Origin of the sequence: Nitrospira sp. (assembly GCA_037045225.1) — a bacterium.
Taxonomy (GTDB): Bacteria; Nitrospirota; Nitrospiria; order Nitrospirales; family Nitrospiraceae; genus Nitrospira_A.
Genome location: JBAOHZ010000009.1, coordinates 406,187 through 419,693, shown reverse-complemented (window position 1 = coordinate 419,693; position 13,507 = coordinate 406,187). Strand labels below are relative to the sequence as shown.

The following is a 13,507-nucleotide window of genomic DNA, read 5'->3' as shown; positions in this document are numbered from 1 at the left end:
CCTATCTGTTGGGTCTGGGTAGAGACGTTCCGTTTACTATTTGAGGATGTGCCTAGGTTCAGGATCTCCCCGTATATGTTGAATGACCCCGTCAGGATTCGAGTAAATTGATATTGGCACTATGCCTGGATTGCACATGTATAAGGGGTAGGCGTTCTTTGGGACTCGTGCCTGACCTCAGGCGATGACCCAATGTCGTAGGCTGGCTAGTTTCGCGTCACTCATGGCGCAAATGGAATATCCGTGCCGCCACGAAAGAAGATCGGCCATGTGTGGCGGTGTGCGATAGCTTGGGTGGTGGGTGATATCGCGCTGCTTGGCGTAGCAGTAACGCTTGCGCTCGGCTGCCTCGATCCCTGCTCTATCCACCTTGGAGAAACAGAATGCCAGATGGGGAAAGCGTTGCAGTGAGAAGGGGGCCGATGGTATTGGGCAAATGTGGATATCGATAATGACAATGAACTTGAATGCTTAAGCATTGTGATCAAGAATAGGCGGAGAAGTTCCGATTCGATGAGCGGGACTGCGTAACTGTTGCGACCGAAAAATTTCTTGGTTGATCGCGGCCATCATGGGAAGAAGATCTTTGCCCTGCCGATGGTTTGCGCTGGAACGAGCAGGCCCCTCAACTGCTAGGGTGGGTTCTCGATCGATGCAGGGCACAGTGATTTGAGAATAGGGAGGGAGTAAGCACATCATGAAGCGAATGCTCGTCACCGGGTCTTCTGGTCTCATCGGCTCTGAGGTGTGCGCGTACTTTCATGGTCACGGATGGTCTATCCATGGCGTCGATAACAACACTCGAGCCACGTTTTTTGGACCACAAGGGGACACGCGTTGGAATCAACGTCGGTTGCAGGCTGATCTGAAGCAGTTCCGCCACCACGAGCTCGATATCCGAGATCGCAAGGGCGCATTAGCGCTCATTCAGGAGCTCAAGCCGAGTGTGATTGTGCATACGGCAGCACAGCCTTCACATGACCTCGCAGCCAAGATACCATTCGATGATTTCGATACCAATGCGGTGGGTACGTTGAATCTCCTCGAGGCGACCAGGTTGCACGCTCCAGACGCAGTATTTGTGCACATGTCCACAAATAAAGTGTACGGCGACGCGCCGAATGAATTGTCTCTCGTAGAGCAAGCCAAACGTTGGGACTATGCGTCGCCCAACGATTTCGATGGAATCACGGAGCAGATGCGTATCGATCAGTCGAAACATTCGCTTTTCGGTGCCTCGAAAGTGGCCGCGGATGTCATGGTGCAGGAGTATGGGCGCTATTTCAGCATGAAGACCTGCTGTTTGCGGGGAGGTTGTCTCACCGGCCCGAATCATTCTGGCGTTGAGTTACATGGCTTTTTGAGCTACCTCGTCAAATGCAATTTAGAGGGCAAGAAGTACAGCATCTTCGGCTATAAAGGGAAACAGGTTCGAGACAATATTCATTCCCTTGATGTCGCACGATTCATTCACGCCTTCATCGAGAATCCACGAAGCGGCGAGGTCTACAATCTCGGCGGCGGACGAGGAAACAGCTGTTCCATTTATGAGGCGTTCGACATGATTGAGGCTATTTCGGGTAAAAAGATGCTGTATGAGTATGTCGACAAGAATCGCGAAGGCGATCATATCTGCTACATCAGCAATCTCAATAAGATGACCACACACTACCCTGGCTGGGGCATTACGAAATCGTTGAAGCATATCTTTGAGGAAATTCACCAGTCGTGGGTAAAGCGGACGGCTGCGGTCAATTCGGCGGTGTAACGGGTTTGTGCTGCGAAGCCACCGAGACGATGCGTACGAAATGAAAGTATTGGTGATTTCAGCGGCGTATCCTCCAATGCATGCGGGGGAAGCGACGAATACGTATCATTTGTGCCGACAGTTGGCTGAGCGCGAGATTGAAGTGCATGTGCTTACGTCGGTCGGGAATGGCGGTACCAATGATCCTCGGATTCATGTGCATCCCATCATGCGGACATGGGGTTGGCTAGAGCTGCCCCGGGTTCGGTCTTTTTTGAAGTGCTGTGCCCCGGATGCGATTTTTCTGATGTACATCGGCCTTATGTACAGGTTTCATCCAATGGTGACCTTCCTGCCCACGCTCTCTAAGAGGCTATTCCCAGATGTACCATTCGTTTCCCGGTATGAGAGTGCGTTCGTGGGGGCCGACCCATCTAAAACGAGTCATGTCTCGCGTTTGTTCAGAAAACTGATGGTTCGATGGGCTGGTACGAAGGATGTGGCGTATAGCTCAGGAACATTGCTGCGCGATAGTGACGTGGTCATTGCATTGTGCGAGCGTCACCGTACGATGTTGATCGAGGAGTGGGCTCCTGTCAGCAAGAAAGTGGAATTGATTCCGCCGCCGCCGAACTTGTTCATTGCTTCGAATGCAGGAGGAGAGGCGCGTGCTCGAGGCCGGAAACGGTTGGGCATGACGTCATCCGAGTTTGTTGTCACGTTTTTCGGATATCTCTATCCGATTAAAGGCATTGAAACACTGTTGCGGGCTTTTGCGGCCGTATCTGCGCAACGGCCTGAGGCCCGTCTCCTGTTCATTGGCGGGAAGGTTGGCTTGGATGTCGAAGGTGGTGCATCCTATTTCGATGAGATGCAGGCGCTTGCGAAGGAGCTGCGCATAGACGGAGTTACAACATGGACCGGCGCCTTCAAGTCTGAGGAGGAGGAAGCATCGCTGTTTCTTCATGCATCAGACGTATGTGTGCTGCCTTTTCTTGAAGGGGTTCAGCTAAATAACAGCTCTTTCGCGTCGATGGTCGCGCACGGACTGCCCATCATTGTGACGCGAGGGCCTTTAATGGATAAGGCATTTGTCCATGGGGAAAACGTGCTGACCTGCGAACCGAAAGATCATCCCGCCGTGGCGAATCTCCTGCTTGAAGTGATGGATCACGTGGATCTGCGCGAGCGCCTCCGGATTGGTGCCTTCAAGCTCGCCGCTGAATGGTTTTCTTGGGAGACGGCGACAGAGAAGACACTGACAGCTTTGCGACCGCGGCTGTCCGACAAGGTTACATAGGTCGCTTATTCTGGGTATCGCCTTCACATGCCTCGTGTATCCGTCGTGATTCCGACATACAATTGTGCGCGGTTTCTTGGGCAGACGATCGACTCGGCGTTGAGGCAGGCATACCGTGATTTCGAAATCATCGTGGTCGATGATGGGTCCACTGACGACACGCAACAAGTGGTGGCGGTCTACGGCAAAACGATCCGCTACGTGTATCAGTCTAACCAGGGCGCATCAGCCGCACGAAATGTTGCCCTCTCAATCGCCAGCGGCGAGTTTATCGCTTATTTAGATGCCGATGACCTGTGGATTGCTGACAAGCTATCTCGTCAGGTCGAGTATATGGATGACCATCCTGCCTGTGGTTTTCTCCATACAGAGGTGTCGGTGATCGATGAACAGAATAAGGTGCTGCATACTCGGTTTAATTACGAGACTAACAGACCTGTTCCGCAGGGGCTCTGTATCAGAGAGCTGTTATTGCGCTCTCATATCCAGACATTGACCGTACTGGAGCGTCGCACCGCGTTTGACGATGCGGGGATGTTTGATTTGCGCTTACCGGTTGCTCAGGATTACTTACATTGGCTCGGAGTGGTCTTGCGTGGCTATGAAGTGGGCTACCTGGCTGAGCCGCTAGGCCAGTATCGGTGGAGAGCAGGAAGCCTCATGTCCAGTCAGCGTCGGTTGGTAGAAGATTTTGTGAGGATATACGAAATCATTGTGGCGGAGTACGGCCTTGAACAGTCGCAAGGGGCTGAAGTGATGGAACTGGTTCAGGCGCAACTGTATGCCACACAGCGACAGCTGGCATATCTTGAGCGGCGGGAAGGTTCGGGTGCAATCGCTAGGAGGCGTCTCTCAAGTCTGATCCGCCAACGGCCGTTTGATCTCAAACTCTATCTGGATTTTGCTAAGAGCTATGTCAGTCGTCAGGTGGCTCAACGCAATTGAATCAGTTCTATCCAAGCTACGAACATTGGTAATTGGTCTGTATCAGTAGGTGCCCCCAGAACTATGAATATTATGCTCGTCACCCCTTGGAGACCGTCCCTAACCGGCGGGGTTAGTACTGTTATCGCTCGTCTGGCTGGAGAATTTCAGAAGAAAGGCCACAATCTAACCATTTTTGTCGCTGATAAAGAAAATCGCCTTCGTCAAATTGAAGCATTGGATGATATTCCTGTCTACGGCATGTACCTCCGCTCCCCGGTGTCATCAACGCATCCTATCCGTGCTGTGATCATGTGTGGTCTCTGGTTCCCGCTTACAATGGTCCAGCTTATCTGGTTGGCTAAGTGGAAACGACTCGACGCAATTTTAATTCAGTACCCGCTGCCCTCAATGTTTTATTTCGGCGTATTGCACCGTGTGCTTGGAGGCACCCTGATTGTGACGTATCAGGGCAATGATGCTCATGACTTGTCCCTGTGGGATCCCAGAGAGCAGCGATTGGTCCGGTTTCTACTGGAGCAGGCCGATCTGGTGTTGGGTGTCTCTCGAACACTCTTGGCGAAAGTGGAATCTGTGCTGCAAGGCGTACATCTGAGATGTCGTCGGCTACTTCCGAACGGTGCGCCACTAGATGTCATCGAGGCCGTTTCCGCTGGTGAGACAGGTCTAACTCTACCCCCAAATTATTTCTTCACTGCGGGGCATCTGATCCATCGGAAGGGGATCGACCTTGTGATCACGGCTTTGCGGGAGGCAAAACAACGGGGGATGGTGTTGCAACTCGTTGTGGCTGGTGACGGACCAGAGCGAGAAAAACTGACACGGCAAGCTCACGAACAGGGTGTATCAGATCAACTACAGTTGTTAGGGAATCAAACTCATAGGCAGGTGCTCAGTTTGATGAAGTCCTGCCTTGCCTTTGTCCTGGCGTCGCGGGCTGAGGGTATGCCGTTGGTCATTGCGGAGGCGATGGCTTGTGGGAAGGCGGTCATTGCGAGCAATGTTGATGGCGTACCGGAGATCGTTCAGGACGGCACAACTGGAATCGTGGTACCTGCAGAAGATCCGGTATCTCTCGCGACGGGCTTGATGAGGTTGTCTTCGGACGTTGTGTTTCGCGAGACGCTAGCCAGGCAGGGAAAAGAGTGGGCTTGTCGCGAGTATAACTGGGAAGTAATTGCAGAGCGATATCTGGGATTCATAGAGGAATTCCAGGTTTCACACTAGAGTTGATGCTTAGGCATCTGGACTGAGGCGCAAGCCCTGTCCCTCTATGAAGATGTGCTGCGGGAGTGCTGACATGGTGCTAGATGGGGGTATCGACCTACTACTTCTATTGGCAGAGAGTCGTGATGAACATTCTCGGTATTTCCGCCTTCTATCACGATAGCGCTGCGTGTTTAGTGTGTGATGGGGAAATTATTGCGGCGGCCCAAGAAGAGCGATTTACGAGGAAAAAACATGATCCGGGGTTTCCCCACAGAGCCATCGACTACTGCTTGCAGGCAGGACAAATTAAGCTCAAGGATGTGCGGCATCTGGTCTTCTATGATAAGCCGCTGGTCAAGTTCGAGCGATTGTTGGAGACCTATCTCGCGTTTGCACCTCGAGGTCTCCAATCCTTCGTGGCTGCGATGCCGGTGTGGCTGAAGGAAAAATTGCTCTTAAAGAGCCTGCTTCAGAAGGAATTCTTGATGCATGCCCCGGATCTGACAACGACTTCATTGCCGCAGATTCTCTTTTCAGAGCATCATGAGTCGCACGCGGCATCAGCATTTTTCCCGTCTCCCTATGAAAAGGCAGTGGTACTGTGTATGGATGGGGTTGGGGAATGGGCCACGACGTCGGCTTGGCTGGGGCAAGGGAATGTACTGACCCCTCTCTGGGAAATTCCTTTTCCGCATTCCATCGGGCTGTTGTACTCCGCGTTCACGTACTACACGGGTTTCAAGGTGAATTCCGGGGAATACAAGGTGATGGGCCTGGCGCCCTATGGTGAGCCAAAATATGTGAAAGCGATCTATGACCATTTGCTGGATCTCAAGCCGGACGGAACCTTTCGTCTGAATATGGACTATTTTAATTATTGTACCGGGCTGACGATGACCGGAGGAAAGTTTGATGATGTTTTTGGGGGGCCACCTCGTAAGCCGGAATCAAAACTGACTCAGCGCGAAATGGATCTGGCCCGTTCAGTCCAGGAAGTGACAGAGGAAGTCATGCTGCGGCTGTCTCGCACGCTGCATCGAGAGACCGGTGTAGACTATATGTGCATGGCCGGTGGTGTCGCTCTGAATTGTGTTGGCAACGGTCGCATCCTTCGGGAAGGCCCCTTCAAGGGGCTCTGGATACAGCCTGCTGCAGGCGATGCGGGTGGGGCATTGGGTGCCGCACTCACTGCGTGGCACCAATATGAGAAACAGCCACGCAAGGTGACTCCCGGAAAAGATGGTATCAAGGGATCGTATTTAGGGCCCTCGCACACCAATGAAGAAATTGAATCCTACCTGAAGAAATCAGACGCCCCCTATATCCGACTCGATGAGAATCATCTCTACGCTCGTGTGGCTGAGGAACTCGCTGCAGGGAAGGTGGTGGGGTGGTTGCAAGGACGTATGGAGTTCGGGCCGCGGGCATTGGGTGGACGTAGTATCCTGGGAGATGCCCGTAATAGAGATATGCAGTCGGTGATGAACCTCAAGATTAAGTATCGGGAATCATTTCGACCTTTTGCCCCATCAGTATTGCGTGAACGAGCATCCGATTACTTTGAGCTGAATGCCGACAGCCCCTATATGCTCCTCGTGGCGCCCGTCGTTGAGAAACGGCGTCTTCCAGTGAGTTCAACTCATGATGGATTATGGGGGATTGAATTGTTGAATATTCCACGGTCTGACATTCCTGCGGTAACTCATCTTGACTATTCAGCGCGGATTCAAACCGTTCATCAGGACACCAATCCACGGTACTACGCCTTGCTCAAGGCCTTTGAAGCCAAGACCGGACACGCGGTGCTGGTGAATACGTCCTTCAACGTGAGAGGGGAACCGATCGTCAGCACTCCAGAAGATGCGTATCGGTGTTTTATGCGCACGGAAATGGACGTGCTCGTCCTTGAGAATTGTGTGCTGTGCAAGGCCGACCAGAAGCCATTGGGAGACGATTCGAATTGGAAGAAAGAGTTTGAGCTCGACTAACCGGTAGCAGAGTGAACACGAAGGAGGAATTGATTCATGCGAATATTGATTACGGGTGGAGCAGGATTTCTTGGTAGCCACTTGTCTGAGTTGCTGGTGGGGCAGGGGCATGACGTCATTGCGCTGGATAATTTGATTACCGGACGGGCTGAGAATATTGCTCACCTGATCGGAAATCCAAAATTCAGTTTTGTGAAATACAATGTGTGTGATTACCTGCACGTAGATGGACAGTTGGACGCAGTAATGCATTTCGCGTCTCCGGCGAGTCCGCAAGATTACCTCGAGATGCCCATTGCTACATTGAAAGTGGGGGCTTTGGGGACACACAAGGCACTTGGGTTGGCGAAAGCCAAAGGGGCGCGCTTTCTATTGGCCAGCACCTCAGAGGTCTATGGAGATCCGTTGCTCAATCCGCAACCAGAAACCTATTGGGGGAACGTGAATCCCATTGGCGCGCGTGGGGTCTATGATGAGGCGAAGCGGTTTGCTGAGGCCATGACGATGGCGTATCACCGGTATCATGGTGTTGATACACGCATCGTGCGAATTTTCAACACGTACGGCCCCAGGATGAGGCCGAAAGATGGCCGGGTTGTCTCGAATTTCATCGTGCAGGCACTTCAGGGCAAACCATTGACGGTTTTTGGTGACGGTTCTCAGACCCGTAGCTTTTGCTATGTCGATGATTTAGTTCGTGGTATCGTGGCATTGTTGATGGTGAAGTCTGACAAGTCAGTCGCGGAACGCACCGACCGCACGAAGTTCCTCACGCAAAAGCCCGACGCAAGTCTGGACAGTATTCATGATCCGGTCAATATCGGGAATCCGCGGGAACTCACGGTTCGTGGGATTGCCGAGATTATCTTGAAATTAACCGGATCTAAGAGCGTAATCGAAGAGCGCCCGCTTCCAGCCGATGATCCGAAAGTACGCCGGCCGGATATTACGAGAGCCAAGAGTCTTTTGGGTTGGGAACCAAAAGTCGAACTGGAGGATGGCATCAGGAAAGCGACAGACTATTTCCGACAGGTTGTCGCGAAGTAGCGAACATCCACGAAGAGCCTCGTCGTTAAACAAGGACTCAGATAGTTGTTATGTGTGGGATTGCAGTTGCCATAGGGTTGAAGGGGCAGCCGATAGAGCGCGTGGCGATCGAACGGATGGCCAAGAGCTTACTGCACCGAGGTCCCGACGATAGTGGGATCTATGTCGATGGTGCTGTTGGAATGGGATTTCGCCGACTTTCGATTCTTGATTTGTCTGAGGCCGGCCATCAGCCCATGGTGAGTGAAGACGAGCGGTATGTGCTGGTCTTCAACGGTGAGATCTTTAACTATGTCGAATTGCGGTCCGAACTTCGGCAATTGGGGTACCAGTTTCGGTCAAGCGGGGACAGCGAGGTGCTGCTTGCGGCCTACCGTCAGTGGGGTCGCGAGTGTCTGTCTAGACTTAATGGCATGTGGGCATTTGTGATCTATGATCGCCAGCATCGGCGGCTGTTTGGCTCGCGCGATCGATTTGGCGTCAAGCCGCTATATTACAGCCGTACTTCAGACGTGATGCAGTTCGCCTCAGAGATCAAGGCGTTACGAGCATCTGGATACCGGCGCGGTGAGATCAATTGGCGCACTGCTTCCAGGTTTCTCTTGGATGGACGTCTGGACAGTCAGGTCGAAACGTTTTACGAAGGGATTGAGCAAATTCCTCCAGGGAGCGGGTTTGAGCTGACACTCGATGGTACGTGGCATCAATGGTTTTTCTGGTCCCTGGATGGGTTACCGCAAAGTGTATCCGAGGACCCTGCGACAACGTTTGCCAATTTGTTCGAAGACGCCGTTCGAATTCGGATGCGAAGTGATGTTCCGGTAGGCGTCTGCTTGTCGGGAGGACTTGATTCGACCGCGATCATTTGCGCCGCAGCCAGGCAGCGAGGTGAGGCGGGCAGTAGTACGTCTGAATCTCTCCAGGCCTTTTGCTACATGGCCAAGGAGTTCGACGAATCGAAGTATATTGCCGATACGTTGGCTCAAACCCATGCTCAGCTCCGGCAGCTGGGAACCAGCCCGGCCGAGCTATGGAGCGATCTGCGCCGATTGCTCTGGTTTCAAGATGAGCCGGTGCATACGATGACGGCGTTAGTAGGTTATCAACTCATGCGCCTTGCCGCGTCTCACGGGATTCGTGTCGTATTGAATGGGCAGGGCGCTGATGAGACCATTGGTGGCTATTCCAGCTATTTTCAAGACTACTGGGTGTCGCTTCTTCGACAGGGACGGGTACGAGAAGCCTGGCAAGCTGTGGCGTCCTACACGGCCGCTCATGGTGGGAATTCGCGGCAACGTTTCACTGCAGCCGCAGCGCGCGGGTTCTCTTGGGAAATGTATAAGGTCGGCGCGTACCGTACCTGGGCGCAGGCGCGTCGCCAGGCACGGCTTCGCCAGAATCCGTGGTTTTCTGAGGACTTCACCAGGTACTTCATCGATGAAGATCCCTCGCCGGTTGAGATGACGTTGTCGCATGCGTTGAAGCAATCGGTAGTCTCTGCCCCGTTGCCCTTGTACCTGCGGATTGAGGATCGCAATTCCATGGCCCATTCGGTCGAAGCGCGCCTTCCCTTTTTAGATTATCGGTTGGTGTCGTTTGTCTCAGCACTTCCCGACGACTGGAAGGTGCGTGGACCGTGGAATAAATATGTGCTTCGAGAAGGCATGAGGGGACGGATCCCGGAGTCTGTGCGAGCGCGTGTGGATAAGATGGGGTTTCCTACCGCGAGCAAAAAATGGTTTGCACATGATCTCTACGAGCCTCTCCGCGATATTCTGGGGAGTCAGGCGGTTCGCGAACGAGGCATCTATAACGCGGGTGCCCTAATCAACGATCTGGAGCGTCATCGCAGAGGTGAAGTAGATTTGGCCAACAGGTTATTCCACGTTGCGGAATTTGAGATCTTGTCGGAGCTCGTGGGCCAAGACCTTGGTCTTGCTGCGTGATGAATAGTCTGGAGCGGCTTTCCGCTGCTGCACCCTGGTGGTTTCTTTCGTGTGTGCCGGCCACATTATTGAAAGTAACATCCATTTGCCCCTGATCAATGTCGTATTTAGCGGGTTGCCTAGTATGCATGGAAGGCATCGAGGTGCCACGGAATCGATGGTGAACCTGTGAAGCGCGTCCTCATTGTCGCCTACTATTTTCCGCCGGTTGCCGCAACAGGAGCGATGCGGCCGCTTGGCTTTTGCCGATACCTCAGCACGTATGGATGGACTCCCCATGTTGTAACTACGACACCGGACTCGGTCTATCCGGTGCATTCGGTCGATGAACGGCTCTCGGGAAAGTTGCCGTCGAGTATTAAGGTGGAGGCGATACCCTATGCGAGCACGCTCGATCGGTTGCTTCATTTCCGCAAATTGATTCGTGATCGTATCGGAAGGAGAGGGAATCACGCAATCGCTGCTGGAGTCAATTATGGCTCTAACGTGAAAACTAATGAGCTGAAGAATTCGGGGCACATCGGTCAGTTGAAGAGATTTGTTCTCGATCGCATGTTCGCGTTTCCAGATCCGCAAAGCGCATGGATGGAGCCTGTGCTCAAACATGTAGGTTCCTTAGCGAAGGATGAGCAACCCGACCTAGTGTTTGCGACTGGCAGCCCATGGACAAGTTTAGCCATTGCTCGGAAACTGGGCCGCCGATTTAGAGTGCCGTTCATCGTCGATTTTCGTGATCCCTGGGCGAGCAATGCAGGTTTTCACTACATTTCCCCTCAGCTCATTCGAAAAACCGAAATGCTTGAACGACAGATTTGCCAAGAAGCTGCGGCTGTGATCGCGAACACTTCGGAACTAAGAACGCATCTTACGGCGCTATATCCAGAAATTCAGGACAAGTGCGTAGCCATTCCCAATGGTTTTCATGCTGACGATTTCGCATTGCCCGCTACTCCTGATGGTGATCAAGCCTCACAACGAGTGGGAATAGAGCTGTGCCATTTCGGGACTATGTACATGATGAGAACGCCGGTGGAATTGCTGCGCGCTCTGTTAGAGTTGGTAGAGGAGGGGACAATTCGAAAAGCTCAGCTGAGGCTTCGATTCATTGGGACCTGGGATGTAAGAAGCGACGAGTGTGAGCGTATGGCACAGGGCCTTGAAAAGCATGGAGTGCTATTGCGAGAACCTCCGGTCAGTCATCAAGAGTGTTTGCGTCAAATGGCTAGGGCCGATGCGTTACTGACAATGCAGCCAGGGTCAACGCTGCAGATTCCGGCGAAGATTTATGAGTACATTGCGACGCGGCGTCCATTAGTGGTGATTGGCGATCCGGGGGCTACTTTCAATTTGGTGCAACGGCATCGCTTGGGCGTATGTTGCTCAAATCAAGCTCCTGCGATCAAGCAGCTATTCACCGACCTGATTTTCGATTCTGCCAAGTTTGTCACTCCTTCGGAAGATGCGACAGCGCTGTTTGACTATAAGAACCTCACCGGCCAGTTGGCGAAGGTCTTTGATGGGGCGAGTGGTCGTACGTAAGGGGAAAGAATCAACTAGACACGCACAAATGCCTTCGTCAGTTGATATCGATATCTTGAGGAATGGAAGGGGCAACGACTGAAATGAGTTGGGCGAGAAATCTCTACTATCATTTGCTCACGTTTCCTGGTGTGGACAAATTGAGTCGCCTGGTGCAGCGAAATTGTGCGACGGTATTCATGCTGCATCGATTTCGCCACATGGGGCGAGGAATCGAAGGGTTTGATGTAGAGCATCTTCGCAACGGTCTGGAGTTTCTTCGGAAACGCAAGTACGATCTGCGTTCACTGGCTTCTGTGATAGAGAGCATGATGCAAGGCGGCACCCCACTCCGAGGTGCAGTGGCTTTTACGATCGACGATGGATATGTTGATCAGGCCGAGGTTGCAGCAAAGGTCTTCGCCGATTATGACTGCCCTGTGACGACGTTCCTCGCTACAGGGTTTGTCGACGGCAAGCTCTGGTTCTGGTGGGATAAAATTGAGTTCATATTCGCCTCCACCAGACGACACGCTATCCGTGTACGGCTGGCCGACCGTTTGATTGACTACCACTGGGACTCCATGGCGGATCGCATCTGTGCACAAGCAGACTTCACTGCAAAGTGTAAGTTGGTATCAGATTCCGATAAACATCTTGCTATTGCTAGTTTAGCAGTTGAGGGGGAAGTATTGGTTCCTGATGTCCCCCCAGAGATATTTTCTCCGATGACCTGGGACCAAGCAAGAGATTGTGAACGGATCGGAATGACCTTTGGCCCTCATACGGTGACTCATCCAATCCTTAGCAGGACGACCGACGTACAAGCCAAAGATGAGATCATGGAATCATGGAAGCGAGTTCGGGAGGAACTGAATAGCCCGGTGCCTATTTTTTGCTATCCAAATGGAGGCTGGGGAGATTTTGGGACGCGGGAAACAGACATTCTGAAGAATGCAGGATTGATTGGAGCCGTGGTTGGAGAACCCGGTTTTGCAGATCCCGACTTACTGGCTCGGGAATGTGCTGGTCCATACAAGATAAGGCGTTTCGGGTTTCCGGAAACGCTGCCTCGCCTAGTGCAGTATGTGTCCGGGATAGAACGATTGAAGCAGAAAGCGCGCAGGGAGTGTTGAGCGTGATCGACTTTCTAATAGATTTCGCAGCCCTGATCAAATCGAAGTTTGACCGGAAAAGATTGGATCGTCGTTGGGCTAAGCTCAGACAGCGTGGAATGGGCCTCGGTGCGGATGTCTGGCTTCCGGCTTCCACCTGGATCGATCCGGATTACTGCTTTCTCATATCCATTGGAGCGCACTGCGGATTTGGAGAAGAATGCCTTATCCTTGCGCATGATGCGCAGATGGACGAGTTTCTTGATGGTGCCAGAGTCGGTAGTGTCAGGATACGTGAGTCTTGCCACATTGGAGCGAGAACAGTGATTCTCCCTGGTGTCGAGATCGGACCGCGTACAATAGTAGGTGCTGGGTCGGTGATTAGTCGGTCCTTGCCACCTAATTCAGTATGCGCAGGGAACCCAGCTCGCGTTCTCTGTTCCCTCGACGAATACTTAGATAAACATCGTAAGAATATTCAGGCTGGACCCGTGTTCCCCTGTATCACCTCGCAGTCGTCTAAAGAGGAGCGACGGAGGATAGCAGAATCCGTGATGGTCAAGTCGGGTTACGTGGTCGGAGGCCGAACCGCGGAGATAAAAGGTCAGGGGGGAACGCCTCGCACTCCGCAGTCATTCTCGCTGCCGTAAATGGCTAGTGACCATGCAGTCTGTTTTTCCCTTCCTCTGAAG

At 52.6% G+C, this 13,507-nt stretch carries 9 protein-coding genes; all 9 read left to right on the top strand.

The window, feature by feature from the left end; all coding sequences use genetic code 11:
* Nucleotides 1–697 precede the first annotated feature (697 nt).
* The 9 genes from V9G17_03050 (at nt 698) to V9G17_03010 (ending at nt 12,836) form a co-directional block, all read left to right on the top strand.
* A complete protein-coding gene (locus V9G17_03050) occupies nt 698–1,768 on the top strand; it encodes an NAD-dependent epimerase/dehydratase family protein (protein ID MEI2751551.1) in 1,071 nt (356 codons plus the stop codon).
* 40 nt (nt 1,769–1,808) lie between these two features.
* A complete protein-coding gene (locus V9G17_03045) occupies nt 1,809–3,047 on the top strand; it encodes a glycosyltransferase family 4 protein (protein MEI2751550.1) in 1,239 nt (412 codons plus the stop codon).
* 27 nt (nt 3,048–3,074) lie between these two features.
* Nucleotides 3,075–3,992 carry a glycosyltransferase gene (locus V9G17_03040; GenBank protein MEI2751549.1) on the top strand — a complete coding sequence of 306 codons (918 nt, stop codon included), beginning with the start codon at nt 3,075–3,077 and terminating at the stop codon, nt 3,990–3,992.
* Between the two features lie 63 nt (nt 3,993–4,055).
* Nucleotides 4,056–5,219 carry a glycosyltransferase family 4 protein gene (locus V9G17_03035; protein ID MEI2751548.1) on the top strand — a complete coding sequence of 388 codons (1,164 nt, stop codon included), beginning with the start codon at nt 4,056–4,058 and terminating at the stop codon, nt 5,217–5,219.
* An 83-nt stretch (nt 5,220–5,302) separates the two neighbouring features.
* Entirely contained in the window at nt 5,303–7,189 is a 1,887-nt protein-coding gene (locus tag V9G17_03030) for a carbamoyltransferase (GenBank protein MEI2751547.1), read from the top strand.
* A gap of 36 nt (nt 7,190–7,225) precedes the next feature.
* Nucleotides 7,226–8,236: a UDP-glucuronic acid decarboxylase family protein gene (locus V9G17_03025; protein ID MEI2751546.1), complete on the top strand. Its 1,011-nt coding sequence runs from the start codon at nt 7,226–7,228 to the stop codon at nt 8,234–8,236.
* Nucleotides 8,237–8,286: 50 nt separating this feature from the next.
* Complete coding sequence (gene asnB / locus V9G17_03020) at nt 8,287–10,182, top strand: asparagine synthase (glutamine-hydrolyzing) (GenBank protein MEI2751545.1); 1,896 nt, start codon at nt 8,287–8,289, stop codon at nt 10,180–10,182.
* 168 nt (nt 10,183–10,350) lie between these two features.
* Complete coding sequence (locus V9G17_03015) at nt 10,351–11,721, top strand: glycosyltransferase (protein ID MEI2751544.1); 1,371 nt, start codon at nt 10,351–10,353, stop codon at nt 11,719–11,721.
* A gap of 62 nt (nt 11,722–11,783) precedes the next feature.
* Nucleotides 11,784–12,836, top strand: coding sequence for a polysaccharide deacetylase family protein (locus V9G17_03010; protein ID MEI2751543.1), 1,053 nt, complete (start codon nt 11,784–11,786; stop codon nt 12,834–12,836).
* The last annotated feature ends 671 nt before the right edge of the window (nt 12,837–13,507 follow it).

Coding starts and splice junctions, on each gene's coding strand:
- V9G17_03050 (MEI2751551.1), top strand. CDS start 698: ATGAAGCGAATGCTCGTCACCGGGTCTTCTGGTCTCATCGGCTCTGAG.
- V9G17_03045 (MEI2751550.1), top strand. CDS start 1,809: ATGAAAGTATTGGTGATTTCAGCGGCGTATCCTCCAATGCATGCGGGG.
- V9G17_03040 (MEI2751549.1), top strand. CDS start 3,075: ATGCCTCGTGTATCCGTCGTGATTCCGACATACAATTGTGCGCGGTTT.
- V9G17_03035 (MEI2751548.1), top strand. CDS start 4,056: ATGAATATTATGCTCGTCACCCCTTGGAGACCGTCCCTAACCGGCGGG.
- V9G17_03030 (MEI2751547.1), top strand. CDS start 5,303: ATGGGGGTATCGACCTACTACTTCTATTGGCAGAGAGTCGTGATGAAC.
- V9G17_03025 (MEI2751546.1), top strand. CDS start 7,226: ATGCGAATATTGATTACGGGTGGAGCAGGATTTCTTGGTAGCCACTTG.
- asnB (MEI2751545.1), top strand. CDS start 8,287: ATGTGTGGGATTGCAGTTGCCATAGGGTTGAAGGGGCAGCCGATAGAG.
- V9G17_03010 (MEI2751543.1), top strand. CDS start 11,784: ATGGAAGGGGCAACGACTGAAATGAGTTGGGCGAGAAATCTCTACTAT.